Genomic DNA, 22732 nt, shown 5'->3' with positions numbered 1-22732 from the left:
AACCACAACCTCAGGAGCAACCACAACCTCAGGAGCAACCACAACCTCAGGAGCAACCACAGCCGCAGGAGCAACCACAACCTCAGGAGCAACCACAGCCGCAGGAACAAATACAGCCACAGGTACAAACACCGCTACCGGCACAAATACAGCCGCAAATACAAACGCCGCCACCGGCACAAATACAGCCACAGGTACAAACACCACCACCGGAACAAATACAGCCACAGGTACAAACACCACCACCGGAACAAATACAGCCACAGGTACAAACACCGCCACCGGCACAAATACAGCCGCAAATACAAACGCCGCCACCGGCACAAATACAGCCGCAAATACAAACACCGCCACCGGCACCGGCACAAATACAGCCGCAAATACAAACGCCGCTACCGACACAAATACAGCCGCAAATACAAACACCGCCACCGACACAAATACAGCCGCAGGTACAAACACCACCACAAACGCCTGTACAATAGTAAAGATAAAAGTATGAGCAAGTTAGCTTCTTAAGTCTTAATCTGTTTCGTCAGGAGCAGAATAAAATTAAATAAAGTATTCAATGAATGATGGACCTTGTTTCATGTACCTAAGATAGTGCATGAAAACATGATAAAACGCTTTGCTTCTTGGCAGAATCCTGGTGGCATTTTGCAATTCGCTACTGGAGAGAGCGCTTATGAAGAAAGCAGTAAGGATATGCTCGAACAAGGGCTGTGGTTCTATAGTCTGGAACACGAAGAGTATGAAAAATACCTCAAACAAAGTGGATATTAGCTACAACATCTAGTTTGGATGGTGGAATATACCGGAGTTGGTAACAATGAAACTCGACATTGTAAAAAGTTCAGAAAGTGATATCGAATATATCAACACTGGATATCGATACTGGGCGAATTCAACAGAAATCAGGTTCAACATACCTCCAAAATGGATTACATATCTCTTAATTATCATATAAAGGATGAAGATGGTTTGATTATTGCCAGCATCAATGCCTTTTCCTGCTGGCAAATGGCTTACATCAGTGAATTCTGTGTTGCCTTAAAATTTCGAAATCAGGGTATAGGCTCCCTTCTCTCAATAAAATTGAGGAAGAAGCAAAAATTAGGTGCAACAGTATCTCATACAGATACATTTGATTGGCGAGCAAAAGATTTTTATTTGAAATATGGTTATGAAGCCTTCGGGACAATTGAAAATTGTCCTCCAGGACATAAGCGTTTTTTCCTTAAAAAGCATTTTTAACAGTAGTAACTGTCTTGAATTTTATTTCGAGACAGTTATTACCTTTGGAGTAGTTGAGGGAATATGCTCTTCTATTCGTTTGATCATGTAGGGGAAAAATGGATTGGATGAAAGTCGGAGGATTGAATCCAAACTTATGATGAGTACATTTCGTTCACCACGCGAAGCGAGGGCTCCTAATTGAATGCCATATTTTTTCGAATCTGGAGAAAGGCCATACAGACTATCGTTTACCGGAAAGGGTATGGCAACATGTGACAAGGAGTAAACATCGCGGGGATAAGCCAATCCTAGAGAGGAAACACGTTCATTTACTGTCCCAGCTTCAGTGACACGTTCGACAACATCGATACTGTCATCAGTCGCATTAGTAATGATTACGGTGCGAAATTTTCGCGGGGGTTTATTTAAAAGCCGTGCCACTGCCGTATCTGCGGAAGGGCGTAATAAAAGACCTAATTTAGCGGCTCGATTCAAATCAAATAATATTAATTCACTACCATTTGCAGGAAGGTTGGCATAAAAAGCAGTAATTATTGCACGCGTACTTACTGTAAAATCCATTACAGACTGGAACGTCAATACAGATGGAAGTTCAATTAGTCGATCTTCATTAGCAAGGCGTACTATTTGTTGTTGTAATACCGCAGTTAAACGATGAGACTGGCTTGCTCCATTAACCGGAAAAGAGTTGTATTTAAATGGATTGAATTCAGGAAGTATACTGAGCCAGGCTGCTTTTGCAAACGGTGGCAAAACAGCCGGTAGGGCAGCAAATCCCGCAAAGCGAGCGAAGCGGGTGACTCCTATCATCGGTGAAATTAAGATAATTTTATCTGGTCGTGTTAATTGTTTATTTTCAAGAGAATCAAGAGCATATTTTAATGCCAGTGCTCCGCCATTAGAAAAACCTACGAGATGAAGGGGTTGTGATGGTCCTATGCGTCTTCGCGCTTCACGTACGGCTAGCCTGGTTGCCGCTAGCCAATCTTCCCATTTGACATCTGTTAACGCGGCAGGTACTGTGCCATGAGCAGGTAGTCTGATAGCAATGGCAACATAACCATGGGCGACATATCGTCTGGCAATATGACGCAGACTATAAGGAGAATCAGTCAGCCCATGTAAAAGTACAACAGCTCCAACAGCGGGACCTTGGGGTTCACGTATATAAGAGCGATTCCAATCAGTGGAAAATTTTTCGGGATAAACTGGGCTGCCGGAGAAATATCGATTAACCGGGACACGCTCTTTCTTATTTAATTTTTCAGTTACTTCAGTTCGTACAGCGTCAAAAAGAGCATTTTCTATTTCTATGTATTGTGCCCAATTAAGTTTATCAAGTTCTTTGGCATGTTTTTCTTTGGGGACATAAGTATGCCATAACTCTAAGGCTGGGCCACGTTGCGAATCAAATATTCTTAACCCAAGCAAAATTACAAAACATAAGCAGACAAGCTTAGTTAGTGATTTTAACAATTTAAATAATCTAGTTCTCATTGATGGGCTCTTTTGATCATCAGACCTAAGGTTTTTTCATCTAGGATATCATTTAGTTTTAATTCTCAAAATCTTATTTCTCTATTTTGCTTTTCTTTTAATGCACAATTACATCAAACAGAAGTGATGTTAATCTACTTTTTTGCCCGTCGGTTTCACACTGATTTTTGCTGGGCTAAGGTTGTTGGTGATGCGGGAGACAGTTCTATCTACTCGCCGCTGAAGCATGATTTCTACCATTAGTGTTTCATTCGGATGAAGAATTTTGTTAATGTCAGCGAGCGAGGAATGAAAATCAAGCGGCTTGTAATAGGCAAGGGCTTGATCACTTGGCGCAGGGTATGCCTTAATACGGAACCCCAGATTACCCTGCATTTTTGGGATATTAATCCCGGCTTCCATGATATCGTAGTCAAGAAAATAAGTCAGTTTACCTCGATCACGCTGGTTACGCTGGCGGTCTGCGAAGAAACCTGTAGGAAGCGCATACTCGCTATATTTGGGTCCAGCAGTTAGATAAAGATCATAATCGTCAAGATGATTACCCCTGTCATCAATAAGTCGGAATATAATCATAGAGTAGCGATTGGTGATATACTCCCGTTTATGCATAAGCGTCTTCACAAGTTCTGTATGTTCATTTTTCTGGGTTTCTTTGGTAATCTTGTCTAGCTCTTTTGCCAATGCATTATAGGAGTCACGATTTCTCACTTGAAGGCATCGCAAGACCCATATAGTCGTAGGATGAGTAGCGGCATTGGTCATAGTAATACTGCGGATGATTCCCATTTTTTTACCGGAATGCGAACATCCAGGTAGAACCCCAAATGCCATTTGTTTTGTCCGTGTCATTTTGGAGACAACAAGATTTTCACCGTTATTCCCCTCCTGATGTAACTTTAATAGACTGTAATTCATATTTGCAGCAGTGACACGAACAACTCCATCAGACCCAGCTTCTCCTGTATAGGAGTTAAGGGCATCATAAAGTTGGTGATCAATTTTCTGGCCTGTAAGTACAAACGAATAGATACCGTTAGCAGTGCAATCGTAATCAAGCCAACTTTCATTAAGTTGCCAGCTCATGTTGCTTCCGAGCTCAAGCCAATCAAGCACATGCTTTCCTGGTTCAATACCTTCAAAAAAACTTTTTATACGACCTAACCTGGATTTACCAAGTTGAGCAAGTGCAGAACCGTGGTTGGCGGGAGCCAGCATGATAAGATGACTCAATGGGCATTTTGCAAGATTATTCTTAAAGTATAAATCCATCCACTTACGAACAACGGGGCCACCGGTAGAGTGAGTAATACAAGCAAAACGCCTCCCATCTCGCAGTTTATCAGCAATTTCATCACGCACTGCATGATCAAATGCTCGTGCTATATCGTCGATTGTTACCGTATCGTCAAAGCTGATATAGTGCCCAAGATAGATGTTACCAACTTGAATATTCAGTTTTCCGTCTTTGCTCTGACGTTCAAGCCATTGAGGAAGCTCTCCATAAGTATCGGTATGTGTGACACTCCAACCATGGACGAAGATAACAATCATAATTTTCCTTAATTTATTGACACTACAAGGAGGCATTGTTTAATAAATCGGATAATATTGAATTATTTTACAATAAAATAGCTAAGTAAAATTAAAAACTTGAGGACACCTTGTCGCCAGTAATTGACTCTAACTGTTATTTCCGAATTCATAAACCTTTTTGTAAGCCATGCATTTGGTGGCTCCAGAAATTAAATATTAAAATTAATTGAAAGGGAAGTGATGAACCACAAATTAAGACATAAAAAGTCCGCTTACTGTGATATTCAGATCAAAATTCATTTGAAAAATAATTCAGTTCCCAATAGAGTTGCAGCAGGGAGGGAGCCTAATATTACGAAACAATGCTTCGTATGTACAGTCTAAAGCGGCATTCTAAATGTGGCCGATTTTTGGACTGTATTGCTAAAATTGCGTAGTAGTAATAATACTCACGTAACGCAAATTGATCAATAATTGCCCATAAAGTTTAATATGGAGTAATAAAATGCAGTCTCGTGAAGTAAATGAAAGCATAAAGTCTGAACGTATCATTACTGATATTTTGCCGTCTACTGAACTGACCGAAGAGCAAGACAATAATATTTTGTCTGATCATGCTTTCCGGATAAGTAGAATACCTATTGGTACAGGCTATGTAAATGCTGGTACTTTTAATATGTTAGCCAACGCCAATATATTTCCTGGGTTTCGATACCAATATCCTGATACGAAACAAAATTTGAGAGGTTTAACTTCATCCGACTCTAACTATGAGCTCTGGCAAAAAAATCGATGGGAAAAGATGGTTGAGTTTGTGAGTCAAACGGCCAAAATCCGTGAACTTTCATTATTATCGATTCAGGAAACGATACCAGATTTACGTAGTATGCTTTTGAAAAAATTGAATGAAAATCTTCCTGAAACTGAACAGTGGGCATTTTATTCTGATCCTGATAGTAAGAATGCTCCTGTAGCTATTTTATATAAAAAGTCAGAGTTTAAACTTGAAAATGAACGGATTATTAAACTGGATGGAAATAAATGTCCTTGTGTCGCTTTAACCCATAGCGCCACGCAGGAACCTATTGAAGCGGTAGCCCTTACTATAGGGCATAGACCGGATGAAGATCCAACAACTGCAGAAAATGATCTTCTCAAATGTGCCAGTCAAAATATGAGACAAAAAATGATTGCCATTGGGGATTTCAATTTGCGGATGGCAAATCCCGGTTCAGAGTTAATAAATTGTGCAAATAATCTTATCCCACCAGGTTTTCAAAAGACAGCAGGAGTTTATGATTCAACAGATGCGTTCATAATGGTTGAAATGAGTACTCTTAAACAATTGCCTGCTGATACTGTTGATCAATTAAATCCCAAGCTAAATATTTCACCAGTACCTATTTTGGATGTCAGTACACAAGAAAGTCCCTATAGAAGAGTTTTTAATCCCAATGGGCATTTGTTACCCATTGGTAAAGGTAGAGGGATGAATGTATCAGATTTTGTTAAAGGATTAATTAATGATACTAAAATTGAAAAAAATATTAATGTTGAAGTTTATGCTAAGATCCAAACCAATGAAAAACAGCTGGTTATTCGATCTAATACTAAAATACCCATTTTAGAGGCCATGGGAATACCTTATGATTTCCAAAATAAAAAATATTTAATTGAATTTGCCTATCCTGAAATAGACAAAGTCATGCCAATAAGCCGTAATGCTAAAAGCTTTTATTTTAGAGATGAAAACAAAAGGGTTAATCTTGCTTGTCTAGGTAGTCATCATCATAGAGTTGGACTAGTTGGTATATTTGCTAATAAAAATGTAAAGGAATATGAGACTAATAGGGATAGGCTAATTTTGGCTAGCGGATTGTATGATCATCTGGAAAGCAAAAAGTGTCTTCAAAATATAGAGAGTTCCTCTGGCGATCGTGTAATATATGAGGAGAACATGGCTAATTTGATAGGTGCGGTTAAAGAATTTATGAGTACTAATGGGGTAACTAACCCCAAGCAGATTCACCTTACAGTTTCTGAATATAAATCAGTGTACAAACAAAATAAAGAAATGACAAAAAAAGTTGAAGAGGCTATTGATTCTGTACTTAATATCTACTCAGCGCATGCGCCTGCGCCAGCATTACCTCCAAGAGCAAACCGATTGGGCCGATGAGATGATTGGCAACCCCAATGTGCATATGGGGCTAGCGATCCCGTTGTAATACAGGATTCATTTGTCAATCTATAATTATCCATTTAATTTTTCCTTTATGTTTATATAATGTAAAACTATTTGTTCAATGAGTTTATGGGTTCTTACTAATGCAAGATAAAAAAGAAGAGAGTCAAAGTAGAGGATATAAGTTAAGTCCTAAAAAAAATTTAACAAGAGATCTTATGATGGACCTAGTCAAAGCACTAGAAGAAACCAGTAGAGCTGAAATGTCTCTAGACGAAGAAATAAATATTATTTTAGAGGAACTGGCGTATTTTGCATCTATAAACGAGTTTCAAAATGCATTGATTGCACTGAATAGATTAGCTTCTCAAATAAAACACTTCTCTGACGAGGGGGCTTTTCTTGAATTCTTAAAAAATAAAACGGAGTATTCTGTTATAAACACTCCTCAAGTTGCTTACTTTTTTGCGTTAATGAATGATGTGATTAAGAATCAAAATAAACTCCTAATTTCCGGGAGTCAAGAAGACAAAAATATTGATGATCAAATTCTTCCTTTTTGTTTTTTAAGCAATTCAAAAAAAGGTTTAAAAATTCTTACTCCACTGCTGTCACCTCATAGAGTAGGCCAGCAATGCCATAGTGAATTTAATAATGATGTAGCCAAGTTAGATAGTTTGTTCAACAGTTTTAGAGTCTATAAAGAGTATTGGAGAAGCGATCGCTATTTTTATCGCTTAGCCAATCACTTACCAAAATGGGATAGTTTATATATTGAATCCTTTCATGATATTTTTGACGATATTGCAGATGAAAACTATATAAATTATATTCTGAATAATATTCAACAACGTCTTAAAATTTGTAAGGAACACTCTTTTCCTGCCTTTATCCACTTCAATACTGATAATGTACCTGCTTTATTTTTAAAAATTAGTCACTATTTGGGTAACGATAATTTAATTCAGAAAAAAATTGAAGAGCAAATAAATTCTGGCGCTAAAATGCGTTTTTTTAATCAGGAATGTCAAAGAGCGGGCTCCAAGACTTTATTATTAGGAGGAACTTATGGGAATGGATGTGTTCTTGCAGCTGCCCAAAAACTTGGAAAAACCATTTTTACAAAAACAAATGGTTATTTTCAGGCAAGCCATGCTCACTGCCGTTGGGTCAATTATCACAAAAAACCTTACTTACATGAAAACTCGCTTATAGATCCTCAAATTACCGAGGGTTTCAATCCTTTTGATGCAAAACAGAATGTTGAGAAAATAGGCTTTAGCGAGTTTCCTGCGTTATTACAGGTGAGTCATCGATATAGATGTAACTTTTTAGCATCTGAGTTAGAACAAGTTAGAGTTTTAGATACCTTGCCGCGCGAACAACAATGCAAGTTAATTTTTTCGGAGTGTGTGGATTATTCTAAATTAGCTACTGTAAAGCCTAGTGCTTTATCGAGAATCAGACAACGGAGTGCACAGCTAAATACTCAAAGCGCCCAAAGGCCTATTTTATCATGGATGTACAATGGCAGCAGACCTACAGTTATTTTGAAGAAACATCGTAAAGAAAATTCTGAAGAGAATCCGAGTCCTACACAAAATATGACTCCATAATCTAGTTTGGACTTTCCCTCCCAAAAGGCATTTTAATCAAGTAGTCTAGTATTTAAATTTATTAGTATCTGAAGTTAATAAAACTGTATTCAATAAAAATAGATAAAATGCCTAAAAAACCATCAGAAAGGTAGGTCGGGCTTTGGTTCGACGACTGTGAGCAATCCTTTTTGATATTTATTCTATTTATTCTTTACATCTGGCTTCAAACTCTGCATAGGGTGGTAATCGAATAAGGTTCCTGTTGTACGTATGCGATATGTTGAAAAACAATGCATTCAAAGGCTAATAAAACAATACTAATATTTTTAATATGAACAAATGAAGCAATGGAGAAATGCAAAACTCAAGACCTGACCTCATGGATTTCAAGCTTATCAGCAGATAGAGAGAAGGTCGCTATCTAATCTTTACGGTTTTTTGGTCATTTCATATCCGTCATTACTTACCAATGCATCATATATTTTTTTGCCTTGGTCAATTGCAATACCACGGGCAAACATTCCAAAGGCAGACAAACCAACTAAAGGAAAGAAGCCCTTTACACCACTTGATTTATAAATTTTGCTTGCCATAGTAACTATGTTGGTTGATTCTGCAGTAATTTTTTGATTAAGTCCAATGACACTTAATGGATTGCTGAAAATATAGCCTACAACTCCAGATACACCTGCTACTAAGACATTATCACCATATGTTCCTTGAAGATAATTCAGTGTATTAAAATAGACACCATATTGAATTGCATCTCTCATAGCGATAGCATTGACTCCTGACATGAGGCGACTTCCATTAAGGTTATTAATGGGCACATTAGTCATCATTCGAGCCTTTATTACAGAGATAGGGGTTGTTATATAAACAGTCGCAAGCCCTGCTAGAAATCCAGAATAATTTTTTGCATTTTCTTTATTTGCTAATTGTGAATTTAATGCGTTTTCAAAGACATATAATGCAGGAAAAAGTACTATGTTTTTCATGCATGAATTAAGAAGAGCTACAGGATATCCTTTGATAGGGTGCACCCATGCATTTCGATACGCCTGAACATACAAGCTATTATTCCAGATTTGTGAGTAATTTGCTTGCACTATGTTTTGCGTTAATTGTTTCAAGCCCTGAGCTTTATAAGACTCAGCAACAGATTTTATTGCTTGAGATAAGGGTTTATCGATTAAGCTAAAAGTTGCTGTTGTACTCGTAGCACCTATTACCGCACCTTTTAGCACGTTTTCTTTGAATTCCTCTTGATTAAATGTTTTTGAATCAGAAGAAGTAGAGCTGTTTTTTTTCTCATACATGGCTTAATATAACCTTTATGGTTAAGATTTACGTGGATAGTAAACATAAAACCTTAAGTAAATATTAACTCAGCTTATAAATTACTTTATTTTTTGTACGATATAAAAATGGTTTTATTTCCTCTGCGATAAAAACATAAATAGAGTCAGACAAAGTAATGTTGTAGAAGAGGATAATAATTCTTTTTTGTTCTGTATAAAGACAAGATATAAGGACGATTGTTATGAGAGCAAAATCTGAGCACCCCAAAACCACCGTTGAGCAGCAGAGGCAAAAAACCAAACCTTCTAAGCTTTTAGAGGAGTCAATATTTTTTGGGAATAGCTTTTTTTTAACGGGCCAAAATCTAATAGAAAAGAGCTGTAAGGAGAAGGCAAAAATAGAGGTGGAAACACGTAACAATATAGGGGGCTTGTCACACTAATCATTTGGTTGGGCCAACTTGCAGCAGCAAGTGTAGGTAGGACCTACACTTTCAAGATAGGAGCTTTTACATTGTTCTTTTGAATTGTAGTTTTTACCATGGTTGTATTTGGAAAGGGGATGGATTAAAGAGTTCTTGTTCTTCCTCATTCTTTTCAATTTTCTCTCTTGTAATAGAAGGGAAGGGTTGAAGTTGCATTGAAAGTGGATTGGGAGTACAACTTTGATCTTTGGTGGCTTCATCCTTTTCATGTGCTGTTGGCACTAAATTATTTGCTAGCCGTTGGATAAACGCATCGTATAAGGTTAATGTAGGCATGCTAATACGAAGAGAAAGTATGTTGCCCTCTTCATCTTGAGTAATGTGTATATAGTCATTGGAAAGATGATTTTCTTCTTTAAACTTCTTGAAGTCTTTTATAATTGCTTCCATGAATTTTTTTAATTCTTTTCTTTGTTCTTTAGTTAATGAATTAGGCTCACAAACCAACTTAATAGTGAGCGTCATTGATTCACGATCACTTTCAACCAGCAATTGCTCTCGGGCGATCAATTCCTCGATTATTTTCGCGTCAAAACTGTTATCATCTAAAGCCCCAGAATCATACACGTCTATCAAATCATCAACAGCCTCAACTCCTTTGCGTGGTTTAGTTAGCACGTCATCTGCTTCATGACTTGCTTTTTTCTCAGAGGTTTTATCAGAGGTAGCACTATCATCTTTACTGTCACCACTACCTCCTCCATGTCCAGAACAAAGGCGCTTAGGGGCAATTTCTTTAAAGCAAACCCGACAACGTACTTTTGCCGCTTCCTCAGCAGCCTCTTTTTTTTCTGCTTCTTTTTTGAATTGTTGTAAAGCTAATTTTATAGAAGAGGTTTGGGGTTCATCTGTCGTTATGGATTCAGAAACAGGCAGGTGTTTTTCTTTGACATTTTTCATGAGAATACTCCAGTACAAGTTTATAATAATTTCATCTGAATAAGGATTGACTTATCTGTTAGTATACCGAGTTAAAAGTGATTTGTTGTATATAAAATGTACAGAAGTACTGTGTGTTTGCTTATACTCTTATATCTGTGTAAAACTTAACTTAAACAGGATTTTAGGCTAATTTGTTTTGATGTTTTTCTTATTAAAGAGGCTGAGACAGGACGAATGAAAGAGAAATCAATATTGCTTGTGGAAGATAACATTAAGCTAGCCAATTACCTCAAGGAAAGCTTACAAGAAGCAGGTTATGAGGTGTCTATCGAAAAACGTGGTGACAGAGCAGTCTATCGTATTATTCGTGAACAACCTGGCCTGGTTATATTAGATATCATGCTCCCAGGGATGAATGGCGATCAAATATGTCACACTGTTAGAGATGAGTATTTGGGGAAAATACTCATGCTAACCGCAGTTAATGATATAGAAAGTGAAGTATCCTCTTTAAACTTCGGAGCAGATGACTATTTAACTAAACCTTTTGCAGACGAGGTTTTAAAAGCAAGGATAGAAGCTTTATTACGTAGACCTAATTTAGTTAATAATCAAAATCAATTTCATTTCGGCAATTTTTCTATCAATTTTAGTACTAAGAGTGTTTCTCTCTTTGGTGAAGAAGTTTCAATAAGTACCGCTGACTTTGAAGTTCTTGCTTTGTTGGTTAAGAATCATGATCGATTACTTAGTAGAAATAGTATGCAGTATGCTCTTTCTGGGCACGAATATGATGGGGTTGATAGAGGTATTGATTTAAAAATATCACGTTTAAGAAAAGCACTGAATGATAATCGTAAAAAGCCTTATCGTATAAAAACAATTCATAAAAAAGGATATGTATTTATATCTGATGCTTGGGAATAAACATGCTTAATTTTTATTCATCAAAACAGTTACCCTGCCAACAGTAATATTCCTATTTAATCTCTAGTAGTTTTTACTTTGTTTTCGTTCACTCTATTGATCTAAATCGATTAACAATAAATCGGCTCTTGTATATGGTACTGTTCTTGATCGCATCCCTGCCTACGTCCCACGGTTTTGTCCGCGGGGTCCAGAAATCTGCCTAGAACACGGGGGCCCTGCGGACAAAGCCACAGGGGGAAAGGAATAGGATTGGACTGGTTTTTCAGTGATGTGTAGAAGATTCAGGCATATGGTAAGAAGAGAGGTCTGTGCAATTTATATACATTTGAAAAAAAGATTCTTGATAAAATTAAAATATCAAAACTTTTAAGTGGAATTCATCGATATGGCTACTCCTTCTTTAATAATCACATTACACCTAATAACTAAGTTGGGTCATGTTCCAGCTGTGAGTTATGCGTGTGTCAAACACCAAAAAATAGATGAGCATGAGTTTGCAAGAACTTCAATGTCTGTTGGCAAAAAAAACGCTCAATCTATCGACTCTGAAATGGCCGTAGATGATAAAACCAGATTTCCAGCATCTTCCCTTAGCAAAATTGTTTTTACTTATTTGGTGTTGCAGCTGGTCAAGGATAAACAAATCGATTTAGACGCACCATTACATAATATACTGCACTATGAACGATTCTTAGTGGATAGTGAATACCCTAAAAAAGCTAAGGAATTAACGGCTCGACATGTATTGTCACATACCACAGGCTTGCCGAATTTTGGGGCAAGTTTATCTTCAACGCTAAGGTTTGATCCCGAATCGGAACTGGGCCAAAAATATTCCTATTCAGGCGAAGCGTTCCTGTACTTGCAGAAAGTCATCGAAACCAAAATGGGTAAAGATTTAGAAACGTTGGCTCAAAAGTATGTGTTTGGCCCCTTGGAAATGAGGCGCTCTACATTTATGCCGCCACCAGAGGACGATGGCAATGTTGTCGCAGTGCATACCGAGCTAGGAAAACCCACTCCAATCTACGTAGGAGATCCTCCCATAAATGCTGCTGGGTCGCTACTGACAACGGCTGATGATTTTTCGAAACTCATGGTTGCTTGGTTAGAGAATATGAATGATCCTCTCATCAAACAAGCATTTGAGCCAACGAACGCTGATGACTTTATGACATGTGGTTTGGGCTGGCATATCTATAGACATGAAAATGAGGTAATCGCATATCAATATGGTGAAAACCCTAATACCCGAGCTTTTATTGCGCTCAATGTAACAACCAAAAAAGGAGCCGTATTTTTTACCAATTCAGAAAATGGGATGAGTATTGCAAACCAAGTGTTCAGTTCGAGTGATTTAGTACCTATTAGCAACATGCAAGAGCTTTATAAATACTTGCATTATACTCAAAGCAATGAGCTAGGATGGCACGAAACGATTTTAGGGAAAATTGCTGAAGTTGAGGGCAAATTTGCAGAGGCGAGAGGTTATTTCGAAAGAGCCCTTGAGTTATCACCCAAGGATGAAACCAAGTTAAGACGTTTAGAATGGTTTAATGCGGTACATCATCGCTCTCCAGAAAAGGAATTTACCTCATCATTGAGCGTGTTTGTGGGAAATTATAAGAATCGCTATAACGATGATGTGGAGATGTCTATCAGAGAGGGTAGTTTGATATTCAAGCAATTTGATCAAGAGATAAAACTTGTGCGATTAATAGAAAATGAATTTTTGCCTGAAAAAGACCAATCGTTCAAAATAAGATTTGATGGGGAGCAAATGAGCATTAGTTTTGTCCATGGTGGCCGTGACAAATTCTTATCGAAACAGCCTTCACCAATCTCTCTATTACAATATAAGGACGAAGTGAGACAATTGAGAGAATCTCAGCCTCATTATATGAGTTCTACAGAAACATCCGGAACAAAAACAGAATTTTATATGTGACGTACAAAATCAAGACGTCATTTACAGTTCTCTAAATACTTATTTTTGTAGTAAAATTGTAAATCGAGCGCCTTTAAATATCGGTGATTGTGTAGCCAGAACCTTTCCTCCATGGAGAGTAACAACTTTCTTAATAATAGCTAATCCTAACCCAATATGTTTATCTCCCATTTCGTCGTTTTCAGCAATCGTATATTCAGAAAAAATGTCATCCACACCATCTTTTGGTAAGCCTGGGCCATCATCGTCTACATGAATTAAAATATGGCTATCATCCAGTGAAACAGTTAAAGAAATCTGACGCTCTGCAAATTTCATGGCATTTGTAATCAAATTAGTAACAGCATGTTTTAAAATATTTCTATCTATATTTGCTTTTAAAGAATTTAACTTATTAGCATGAAATGTGATTTCAAATATCGATGAAGAATAAGGGTCTAATAACTTTCTTAACCATACTATGATATCGGTCTCTGATGGTTTTAATTTTAATTCGCTTGAATGCATTTTTGAGTAAAACAAAAAAGTGCTGACGATGCGATTCATGTCTGCAATATCTTCTTGTATGCTGTTCATCTGTTTATTGAGTACTACATCTTCTGTGTTTTTCCTTTTGATACTATCCGTCGCCATTTGTATGGTTGATAAAGGAGTTCTAATTTCATGCGCGACAAATCGGCACATTTGTTTATGTGATTCAATCAATTCTTTTAATCGCTTACCCATGTGGATAATATTTATATATAGCCCATATAAAACAGAGGTGGTGCCTATTTTCCGATGAAAGTCAAAGTTCCCTTGACTAAAATTTTTAGTTATTTGATATATCCTCTTCATATTTTTCACAAAAAGCACCGAGAAAAAGGTAATAAGGCAAAGGGCTAAGAAAAAGAAAGCCAATATAAAATAATACATTACATCACTGATTCTTGTTGTAATTGGTAGGTAACTGAGCGGGCCAACTTTAAGCACTCCACCACTAAAACTATAATAGAGCACACCAATTTGCGATGAGTTTTTATTTGTTTCAAATACCAGACGCTTTGTTGATAAAGAATTAATTATAGTACCGGGCAAGTTTTTACTGTTGGTTGTATAAACATCAAGAGGAAAGCCATATATTTTCTCTAACTGCAATATTTCTTTATCCCACGTATTTGTTGGTTTTAATAATAAATGTTCAACAATTTGTGTTAAAGCAGGGTTCATATAATGAAAAATAACCTGGCCTGGATCTGAAAAATAATAAGCTAATGCGAATGAAGTATTACCAATTTTTTTATACGCTGTATGTTGTACAATGACCAAGTTGAGAAATTGATAGGTTGTACCTGATAAGTAAATTATCTCACCATTATTTAATTGGTCATTCTGAGTCGGGGTAAGTTTTAGACTGTCGATTGCTATAATATGAACAACATTATCGGTCTTTTTCTTTAATATTGCATTCCAATTTGATTTTGGGTTATTAACTAATTCATTTTCTAAACTAATTAAAAGTCCTTGTGACATCGTTTTCCCTGCATTAATCACTATCGCTGTCTCAACTAACTTTAAATAGTTAAAAAATGTCAAAACAAAAATTAAAAAAATCACAAAGAACGCAGCCAAAATTTTAAGATATACATTAAATTTCATGACCCTTAACCATACTTTATTATAAATTCTCGAACCTTTTGCTGCCTTTGGAGCCTGCTGGGCAAGGAAAAAACCAAAATGGGTACCGTATTCAATCCAGAAACGTTTTTTTTCTATTGATGCTAATCGTTCATAGGCAAACACACCATTATAAAATTTTACATGTATCATGTGTACTATGAATCATTAATGCAGGAGAACTAATTTTAGCAAAATCATAACAAGTGGCTTTTGCATCTACCGCCATTGTTTGTCCGGAGCCCAATGGGTGTTCCTAAATAACCACGGCCATTTGAAAACCTTCAGGCATATATCGCCTGAATAAAAGCAGCGCTTGATCATAGCCACTGCCTCCACCATGAATAATCAGAACAGGTTTTCCTGCGCCATAGGTTACATATTCCATATTGCCTATTGGTAGTTTTGCCGATTGAGGCGGTGTTAATATCTAATGGCTAATTCGCTTTTGGCGCAAAAAATCTTGAATTTCATTTATGGCCGCTTTCTATCCAGTTGCAAAAAATCAGTTCTATAACGGGAGTCGCTGATGTAAATTAAGTGCAATATTACTTAGATTTTTTTGAGTTACTCATCTTAGATGACGTTCCTTTTCTTAAAGACAAATTGACACAGATTGTCTTGTGTACTAGAGGTATAAATTAATTTCTTTAGCGGTTTATATATTCATTTCATTTTGCGAAGAAGTCCCGCTAATGCTATCCATAATGTACTTCATTTCCTGGTCAACTTCTAAAGCAGCGCGAATTTTTTTAAAATTATTGTCAGGCAGGTTAAATGCGTTAATGACAATCCGTGCCCGTTCGTTATCGATATTTTCGCCGGAGTCAGTTATTTTATCCTTAATGTTAATAATAGCCTCTACTATATCTTCCTCATTAGACGGATCAAGTGTTCCAACAATTTCTCGTATCTCTTGAATGATCTGAGGAACTGAGCCATCTTGATTTTTCAGTAATTCATCATGATTTAATACCGTAAGGACAGCTAAAATATTTTGTTCCCGTTCACTTTTCGGTATTTTAGTAACATTGAGCCCGATTTTTGTTTTATTTGATCGTACTGGTTTGGATTCACCTGATTTTTCATCTACGGAATTTTCAACAGGATTTCCCAAGTTCTTTCTTTGTTCGATTTGCTCCAATAAGCTATCTTTTACATAGGTACGAGTTGTCTTTGTATCTTTATAGATAGTGATATGCGCGAAATCAAATAATGACTTAAAATTGTCATTTTTTTGATAGAGTGCTCTTAATAAATAGCTATCCAGAGAATGATTATTTAATTTTGAGTTACTTTCAAGATGAGTGCGCAAAATAGTACTCATAGAATCTAAGTCGCTTACATTTTCCAATGCACGTTTTAATTCAATAGCGCGATTTTCCCCAAAACTTGTATAATGGCGCAGCCATGAAAACCATCCTGATTTATGCTGGTAACCCTTTGTGGTCTTGTTATTTTTACGCCAATCAAGGTAGTCATCAATGGCTTCAATTAGAATCTTTTTAAGTTCCCGTTCTTGTTGCGCTTTTTCACTTTGTTCTTGAAGCGCCTTAGCCTCCCTCATTTCAGATCTTAATGAGTCCATCTGATTCTGCGAAGGTTGAAAAAGCCTTTCTTGTGCTTGAATATTACTCTCTTCATAATCTATTGGATTATTATTACGAATATATGTAATCACCTTATTATCATATTCAGGGATGATGTTTTTAAGTAAGGCGACTACAGTTGAGTTAAAGGCATTATCAGTTGATTTTTCGAGTAAGGATAAAATTTTGTAAAAAACATCATCCCCACAATCCGGGTTTATATTTAAATAGAAAATTAAACCTAATATCTGAGAAATCTGGTGTTCATTGGAGTGCGTTTTGGAGTTCTCTTGAAAATTTATCAGCTGGGCCCAGGCATATGATGTTACTTCCAGGTGAATTGCCAGTTCCTTAAATAAATTTAAATTAATGGGCTCTATTTTATCCTCAAAAGAAAACGCCATTAATCCTTCATTGGTCATCGTGGTAAAATAATGTATTTTTGCTTTGGCCCTATTGGCACTTAAATCTTCACTATCTTCATTAAAGCCAGTAAAATAAATTCTGTAAGCATGTTTTATTAATTGGAATCCTGTCTCTGTCCGTCTTTCGTTATAAGAGGGCCATTCCCAATAATCATCATTGCTCAATTTAGGGTCGAATCTTAGGTTCGCGAGCCCTATTTGTTGAAAATTTTGAAGTAACAAATATTCTAAAATTTTTCCAAACCTTAAGTGAGAGATATCATGTGGGTTTTGGCTAGCCTGCTTTTCTAGGTTATCAATCCAATCTTGAATAAGATTTTGATGTGCTACTAAGTCTCTTATAAAAAGATCAGAACGCCCAACATCTCTGAGAGTCGCAAGAGATTCGTCTGATTTTATTTTCATGTGTTCTCTTAGAAGTAATAGGATTTTTTAATTATAGTTTAACTTTGATAATAATTTTGGGATAAAATGTTTATTAAAGTATCAGAGTAAGGATTGAGTACTAGTTACTCCTTTTGAGCTTTAGAAAGTTTTTTAATATAACGTTCTACACGCATTGCTATTGATTTACCGCCTTTTATTCCCAGCTTTGAGCAATTGAGAGGGGTTTAAAGCTTAGCGTATATTTTCCACCGTTATCTGTAAGATGATCTTGAAAACGTTTTTCAAGATTATTTGTATATCCTGTGTAATCGTTTTGATTACTGCAACGCAAAATAGAAACCCAATAAATTTTCTCAGGCATGTTGCATGTATACCCAAATTTGACTTGGTTTGGACTATAAACCAGTTATACCTCACGAATCAAATATATAGGAATCATTTGTAATCGATAAGATTTTTTATTACTACTTCTTTTCTACCGTCTGTAAACGAATCCCTTTTTCTTCAATATCAATCAAACCTCGTTTATAAAGTTGTCCCAATGCACTTTTAAAATTTTTTTTACTCTCAGAAAATATCTCCTGAATTTCTGTAGGAGAGCTTTTGTCATGTAAAGCCAAAAAACCACTGGATTGTTCAAGTTTAGATAGAATGCGTTGCGCTAATTCATTAATACTGTTTTGTCCTATTTGTCTTAAAGCAACATCAATTTTGCCATCTTCACGTACCTTCTTAATGTATCCTTTTATTTTTTTGCCATAAATTAATGGTTGAAAAATATCACCTGCATGGATTAATCCCCAGTGACTGTTGTTGATAATTACTTTTCGTCCTAATGGGGTACTCTCTGCGATAAGTAAGGTAACTTCCTCACCTGACTTAAAATGAGCTGCGGTCTTATCCAAAAAATAATCGATTTTTGAGCTTGCAATAATGCGTCCTTGATTATCTTGCTTTAAATAGACAAGATAAGATTTTCCCTTTTCCATAGGACGAAGTTGTTCTGGTTTTGGCACCAATAAATCTTTGTCTAATCCCCAATCAAGAAAAGCCCCTACAGCATTTACATCAATCACTTTTAAAAAAGCACAGCTATTCAATTTGGCATGAGGATGCACTGTTGTCGCAATAATTTTGTCGTCGGAATCAAAATAAACAAATACATCCAGTACATCACCAACCAAAGCGCCTCTAGGCACAGATTTATTAGGTAATAAAATTTCACCCCATTCTCCTCCTTGAAGATACACCCCAAAAGGAGCCTCTCGTACCATTTTTAATTTATTAAATTGCCCAACTTTTATCATGACCAAACTCATTTTTTCTTCTATCAGTCAAGCTTAACACATAATGTGTTTTTTATTTATTAATAAGCAAAACTATGTCAGATTGAGTGAATTACCCACGATTCGGTATAAACTATTTGGCAACTTAAATTTTGTAGTTGTCCTATTACAAATTTTATCCTCATCTAATAGCTAGATATTTTGAAGACAAGCAATATTAATCTAAACTGTTACAAAAAAGTTTTTAGGAAAAGGAGTTTATTTCATGAAAACACTGAGTTCTTTATCAGGAAAAACAGTAGTTGAGCTGATGAAAAAAAAGACGTTTCTTGTGTAGAAGTAATGCAGGCGCGTCTAAAATGCTGTGCCGCGCTTTGTGCTCTTCGCTTTGCATTTTGTTGAACATCAGCCCCCCTGGTTCGTATTTATCATCAATTTTCTTTTAATTCTCTCAACAAGAAACAGATAACTCATTGCGGCCAATATTAAAAAAATAAAGAAAGTTATAGGAAGGGGTACAAATCCCAATGAACCAGCAAGTGGACTGAAAGGTAAATAGATACTTATGGCAACTACTGCAAATATCGTAAGAGTTAATGGCAGACTAGGTTTGCTGCTAAATGGTGAATTAACGGTACGAATAACAAAAATAACCAGTGTTTGCGTTGTTAAAGACTCGATAAACCAACCTGTCTGAAATAACGATTCCGTTGCTTTAAAATAGCTTAACATTACCCAAAATGTAATAAAATCAAAAAGAGAGCTAATAGGTCCAATATAAATCATAAATTGCCGGATAATATCGATATTCCAATGTTTGAGTTTGTTAATAAAGCTAGGGTCCACATTATCAGAAGGAATAGTAATTTGTGACATGTCATAAAGCAGGTTATTAAGAAGTATCTGAGTGGGTTTCATTGGCAAAAAAGGTAAGAAGGGTATTGCAAATGCCATACTGAGCATGTTACCAAAATTTGAGCTGGTTCCCATCATTAAATATTTCATTATGTTCCCAAACGATTTACGTCCTTCTATAATGCCATTTAATAAAACTTTTAAATTATGCTCCAATAAAATAATACTGGCAGTTTCTCGAGCAACATCGACTGCTTCAGCAACAGAAATACCTACATCAGCAATGTGAAGCGATGGTGCATCATTAATGCCATCGCCAATATAACCTACTACGTGATTGTTAGAGCGAAGCGCTCTTATAACTCGTTGTTTTTGCTGGGGAGAAACTCGAGCAAAAATTTCAATTTCTTCGACAACTTTTTCTAAAGCTAAATCCGATATTTGATCTATTTGTTCACCAATTAAAATTTTTTCAGTAAGAAGGCCAACTTTATTACCAATATGTTGAGTAACAAGCTCATTGTCACCCGTTAGTATTTTAACTTTTACACCAGCATTCTTAAGATCAGCAATCATCTCTTGTGCATCTTCCAAAGGGGGATCTAAAAAAGCTAAAAAACCAACCAAGACTAAATCGATTTCATCATTGGCCTGATAACTTGCTTTTATTGTTGTTTCACTATATGCAATTGCTAAAACTCGATAGCCTTCTTGGCTTAATGAATGAAAAAGATTCAAATAACGTTCTTTAATTTTGTCATTTATTAATTTATTTTGATCTGCAATTTTATATTTTTTACAAATTGTAAGAATGCTTTCAGGTGCTCCTTTGGTAATTATTAAATTAGTTTTATTTTTTTTTACAACAATACTTGAGCGTCTTCTTTCGAAATCAAAAGGAATCTCATCGATTTTTGTGTAACCCTGCTGCATAGGATGTTCATGATGTAGAATTGCTGCATCAAGTGGATTAATTCCTGATTTCTTAAGTAACGCATTATCTAAAGGATTTTTTATATTTGTTGCAAATAAACTACCAAGATAAGCGAGCAATAAAACATATTCGGATTTTTCTCCATAAATATCAATGTATTGTTCCAAAGTCATTTCGCCCTTGGTAAGAGTTCCTGTTTTATCTGAGCATAAAATATCGATACTACCAAAATTTTGTATGGCGGCTAAATTTTTAACAATAACCTTTCGCTTTGCCATATTTAAAGCACCTACTGCTAGGGTTACTGTTGTGATCATTGGCAAAAACTCTGGAGTAAGGCCTACTGCCAATGCAATAGAGAATAATAGCGATTCAAGTGCAGGGCGTTTAAGGAATATATTGATTAAAAAAACAAACAGAATGAGAAAAATAACCGTTCTCATAATAAAAAAGCTGAAATGTAGAATTCCTTTCTCAAATTCGGTCTGCGGCGCAGTCACCGATAAAGTCTGTGCAATTTCACCAAATAAAGTGTGTTTTCCTGTTTTTAGAACTAAGGCAGTTGCATGACCACTCACTATGGAAGAACCAGAAAATACCGCATTTATTGCTTCAACAGAATTTTTAGGAGCGGTCGAAAGTACAATGGATTCTTTTTCTACAGGTAAAGATTCTCCTGTTAGTGCAGCTTGCTGGGTATGCAAATCTTTAGATTGAAGCAATAAACAATCAGCAGGTACTATATCGCCAGCAGTCAAATAAATAACATCCCCCGGAACTAGCTCACTGCAGACTAAATTACATGTTTTACCATTTCGTAATACCCTGGTTTTTATTGCTACATGTTGTTGCAATTTTTGAGCAGCTACTAACGAGCGATGTGTCTGAAAAAAATCAAGTACGACACTTATACTGATTATTATGAAAATAATAAGTGCATTTGTTGAAGTGCCCGTAAAAAATGAAATAAAAGCAGCAATTATTAATATAATTACTAGCGGATTTATTGAGTGAGAAATTGCTTCTAAAATATGAGAGCGAACCGGTTTGGTTACAAATTTATTAGGTCCATACAACTTGAGACGTTGTTTCGCTTCTCTTGTGGTGAGCCCTTGTAGTGAGCTTCGTAATTCATGTAACGCTTGTTGAGGTTCTAATGTTAAAAAATCATTCAATTTTTGTTCCATTATTTAATCCCAAAAAGAACTATTTGAGCACCCCATTTACATCTATCAACTTTAGAATTTCTCTAATAGTTTTATTTAGAAATTTGTAATAGCAAAGGCTGCGATTATTTCCACTTTAGAATTAGAGGCGGCTTATGAGCAGATGGTAATGTATGTCCTGATGGCCAGCCCAGAATAATTGGGGCCACAGCAGTCATTTTTTTAGGGATTCCCAACTCTTCTTTCCACTCTGGTAAATTTAATGCGTCAACTGCGAAACCAATAACACAGGAAGCAAGACCATAAGTTAGTGCAGCAAGCATTAAATTTTCAGCGGCTAACCAGCAATCCGCGCTGACAAACTTTCCTTTAAAGGTACTGTATATAACAATCAATGTACGGGCATTATAAAATACATTGAACTCCTTTTGTTGGACTACTTGCAAAACATGCTCTTCTTGTAAGTCAATGTTTTGTTTCTTTTCATTCATCGTTAACAGCTTAGCGCTTTCTGAAATACGATCTAATAAAGATTTATTCTGAATTACTACAAATCCCCTAGATTCTTCATGTAATGCGGAAGGAGCATGTATCGCCGCATCTAAAAGATGATGAATAATTTCAGAATCCACTTTTTTAGGTAGATAATTACGTACTGCCCTACGATTATATAAGGCATCCATTACATCCATTTTATAACGGGGTATTAATTCTGGGTTTTCCATGGCTTGCTCCTGCTTTTTTATAGGAGTATAGCAAATTCTGGCAATTACATTTTTAAATGATTCCTTGGGAAAAATTTTAAGATTTTTTTA

18 protein-coding genes are annotated in these 22732 nt (G+C 36.1%); 7 read left to right on the top strand and 11 right to left on the bottom strand.

Annotation, left to right across the window (positions count from 1 at the left end; translation table 11 throughout):
* The 3 genes from A8O27_RS18915 to A8O27_RS14000 form a co-directional block, all read left to right on the top strand.
* On the top strand, window positions 1–485 hold a 485-nt coding region (locus A8O27_RS18915), incomplete at its 5' end, for a hypothetical protein (RefSeq protein ID WP_211269250.1).
* Window positions 486–615: 130 nt separating this feature from the next.
* Window positions 616–783, top strand: a complete 168-nt coding sequence (locus A8O27_RS14005; protein ID WP_154669246.1) for a hypothetical protein — start codon at window positions 616–618, stop codon at window positions 781–783.
* Window positions 784–936: 153 nt separating this feature from the next.
* Window positions 937–1254, top strand: coding sequence for a GNAT family N-acetyltransferase (locus A8O27_RS14000; protein WP_058457719.1), 318 nt, complete (start codon window positions 937–939; stop codon window positions 1252–1254).
* A gap of 21 nt (window positions 1255–1275) precedes the next feature.
* Here the strand turns inward: A8O27_RS14000 and A8O27_RS13995 are convergent, their stop codons facing one another.
* Window positions 1276–2754, bottom strand: a complete 1479-nt coding sequence (locus tag A8O27_RS13995; RefSeq protein ID WP_058457720.1) for an alpha/beta hydrolase — start codon at window positions 2752–2754, stop codon at window positions 1276–1278.
* Between the two features lie 129 nt (window positions 2755–2883).
* Window positions 2884–4308 (bottom strand): phospholipase PlaB, encoded by a 1425-nt coding sequence (plaB, locus tag A8O27_RS13990; protein WP_058457721.1) that lies wholly within the window; start codon window positions 4306–4308, stop codon window positions 2884–2886.
* A gap of 487 nt (window positions 4309–4795) precedes the next feature.
* Here plaB and A8O27_RS13985 point away from each other — a divergent pair, with 487 nt between their 5' ends.
* Complete coding sequence (locus A8O27_RS13985; protein WP_058457722.1) at window positions 4796–6469, top strand: endonuclease/exonuclease/phosphatase family protein; 1674 nt, start codon at window positions 4796–4798, stop codon at window positions 6467–6469.
* A 149-nt stretch (window positions 6470–6618) separates the two neighbouring features.
* On the top strand, window positions 6619–8091 hold the full coding sequence (locus tag A8O27_RS13980) for a hypothetical protein (protein ID WP_235810443.1): 1473 nt from the start codon (window positions 6619–6621) through the stop codon (window positions 8089–8091).
* Window positions 8092–8501: 410 nt separating this feature from the next.
* Here the strand turns inward: A8O27_RS13980 and A8O27_RS13975 are convergent, their stop codons facing one another.
* The gene (locus tag A8O27_RS13975; protein WP_058457723.1) at window positions 8502–9392 is read right to left on the bottom strand and encodes a hypothetical protein; all 891 of its coding nucleotides are present in this window, start codon (window positions 9390–9392) and stop codon (window positions 8502–8504) included.
* A gap of 518 nt (window positions 9393–9910) precedes the next feature.
* Entirely contained in the window at window positions 9911–10759 is an 849-nt protein-coding gene (locus tag A8O27_RS13965; protein WP_058457725.1) for a hypothetical protein, read from the bottom strand.
* A gap of 216 nt (window positions 10760–10975) precedes the next feature.
* On the opposite strand from A8O27_RS13965, the gene A8O27_RS13960 reads away from it, so the two are divergent.
* Together A8O27_RS13960 and A8O27_RS13955 are read left to right on the top strand one after the other, a co-directional pair.
* A complete protein-coding gene (locus tag A8O27_RS13960; protein WP_058457726.1) occupies window positions 10976–11668 on the top strand; it encodes a response regulator in 693 nt (230 codons plus the stop codon).
* A gap of 388 nt (window positions 11669–12056) precedes the next feature.
* The gene (locus A8O27_RS13955; protein WP_058457727.1) at window positions 12057–13619 is read left to right on the top strand and encodes a serine hydrolase; all 1563 of its coding nucleotides are present in this window, start codon (window positions 12057–12059) and stop codon (window positions 13617–13619) included.
* A gap of 39 nt (window positions 13620–13658) precedes the next feature.
* Here the strand turns inward: A8O27_RS13955 and A8O27_RS13950 are convergent, their stop codons facing one another.
* The 7 genes from A8O27_RS13950 to A8O27_RS13925 form a co-directional block, all read right to left on the bottom strand.
* The gene (locus tag A8O27_RS13950; RefSeq protein ID WP_235810444.1) at window positions 13659–15428 is read right to left on the bottom strand and encodes a sensor histidine kinase; all 1770 of its coding nucleotides are present in this window, start codon (window positions 15426–15428) and stop codon (window positions 13659–13661) included.
* Between the two features lie 103 nt (window positions 15429–15531).
* The gene (locus A8O27_RS19375; protein WP_259293095.1) at window positions 15532–15663 is read right to left on the bottom strand and encodes a hypothetical protein; all 132 of its coding nucleotides are present in this window, start codon (window positions 15661–15663) and stop codon (window positions 15532–15534) included.
* Window positions 15664–15933: 270 nt separating this feature from the next.
* Window positions 15934–17694, bottom strand: a complete 1761-nt coding sequence (locus tag A8O27_RS13945) for a hypothetical protein (RefSeq protein ID WP_058457728.1) — start codon at window positions 17692–17694, stop codon at window positions 15934–15936.
* A gap of 175 nt (window positions 17695–17869) precedes the next feature.
* Window positions 17870–18037, bottom strand: a complete 168-nt coding sequence (locus A8O27_RS13940; RefSeq protein ID WP_235810445.1) for a GIY-YIG nuclease family protein — start codon at window positions 18035–18037, stop codon at window positions 17870–17872.
* 103 nt (window positions 18038–18140) lie between these two features.
* On the bottom strand, window positions 18141–18983 hold the full coding sequence (locus A8O27_RS13935) for a CvfB family protein (protein ID WP_058457729.1): 843 nt from the start codon (window positions 18981–18983) through the stop codon (window positions 18141–18143).
* Window positions 18984–19367: 384 nt separating this feature from the next.
* Window positions 19368–21938 (bottom strand): magnesium-translocating P-type ATPase, encoded by a 2571-nt coding sequence (gene mgtA / locus A8O27_RS13930; RefSeq protein ID WP_058457730.1) that lies wholly within the window; start codon window positions 21936–21938, stop codon window positions 19368–19370.
* Window positions 21939–22042: 104 nt separating this feature from the next.
* A complete protein-coding gene (locus A8O27_RS13925; RefSeq protein WP_058457731.1) occupies window positions 22043–22642 on the bottom strand; it encodes a nitroreductase family protein in 600 nt (199 codons plus the stop codon).
* Window positions 22643–22732: the final 90 nt, after the last annotated feature.

This window comes from Legionella bozemanae, from assembly GCF_001648595.1.
Taxonomy (GTDB): domain Bacteria; phylum Pseudomonadota; class Gammaproteobacteria; order Legionellales; family Legionellaceae; genus Legionella; species Legionella bozemanae.
The sequence above is the reverse complement of the archived record's forward strand: the minus strand, read 5'-3'. Positions and strand labels throughout refer to the sequence as shown.

Excerpts from the sequence above, each read along its gene's own strand:
- A8O27_RS14005 (WP_154669246.1), top strand. The coding sequence starts at position 616 with ATGATAAAACGCTTTGCTTCTTGGCAGAATCCTGGTGGCATTTTGCAA.
- A8O27_RS14000 (WP_058457719.1), top strand. The coding sequence starts at position 937 with ATGGATTACATATCTCTTAATTATCATATAAAGGATGAAGATGGTTTG.
- A8O27_RS13995 (WP_058457720.1), bottom strand. The coding sequence starts at position 2,754 with ATGAGAACTAGATTATTTAAATTGTTAAAATCACTAACTAAGCTTGTC.
- plaB (WP_058457721.1), bottom strand. The coding sequence starts at position 4,308 with ATGATTGTTATCTTCGTCCATGGTTGGAGTGTCACACATACCGATACT.
- A8O27_RS13985 (WP_058457722.1), top strand. The coding sequence starts at position 4,796 with ATGCAGTCTCGTGAAGTAAATGAAAGCATAAAGTCTGAACGTATCATT.
- A8O27_RS13980 (WP_235810443.1), top strand. The coding sequence starts at position 6,619 with ATGCAAGATAAAAAAGAAGAGAGTCAAAGTAGAGGATATAAGTTAAGT.
- A8O27_RS13975 (WP_058457723.1), bottom strand. The coding sequence starts at position 9,392 with ATGTATGAGAAAAAAAACAGCTCTACTTCTTCTGATTCAAAAACATTT.
- A8O27_RS13965 (WP_058457725.1), bottom strand. The coding sequence starts at position 10,759 with ATGAAAAATGTCAAAGAAAAACACCTGCCTGTTTCTGAATCCATAACG.
- A8O27_RS13960 (WP_058457726.1), top strand. The coding sequence starts at position 10,976 with ATGAAAGAGAAATCAATATTGCTTGTGGAAGATAACATTAAGCTAGCC.
- A8O27_RS13955 (WP_058457727.1), top strand. The coding sequence starts at position 12,057 with ATGGCTACTCCTTCTTTAATAATCACATTACACCTAATAACTAAGTTG.
- A8O27_RS13950 (WP_235810444.1), bottom strand. The coding sequence starts at position 15,428 with ATGATACATGTAAAATTTTATAATGGTGTGTTTGCCTATGAACGATTA.
- A8O27_RS19375 (WP_259293095.1), bottom strand. The coding sequence starts at position 15,663 with ATGGAATATGTAACCTATGGCGCAGGAAAACCTGTTCTGATTATTCAT.
- A8O27_RS13945 (WP_058457728.1), bottom strand. The coding sequence starts at position 17,694 with ATGAAAATAAAATCAGACGAATCTCTTGCGACTCTCAGAGATGTTGGG.
- A8O27_RS13940 (WP_235810445.1), bottom strand. The coding sequence starts at position 18,037 with ATGCCTGAGAAAATTTATTGGGTTTCTATTTTGCGTTGCAGTAATCAA.
- A8O27_RS13935 (WP_058457729.1), bottom strand. The coding sequence starts at position 18,983 with ATGATAAAAGTTGGGCAATTTAATAAATTAAAAATGGTACGAGAGGCT.
- mgtA (WP_058457730.1), bottom strand. The coding sequence starts at position 21,938 with ATGGAACAAAAATTGAATGATTTTTTAACATTAGAACCTCAACAAGCG.
- A8O27_RS13925 (WP_058457731.1), bottom strand. The coding sequence starts at position 22,642 with ATGGAAAACCCAGAATTAATACCCCGTTATAAAATGGATGTAATGGAT.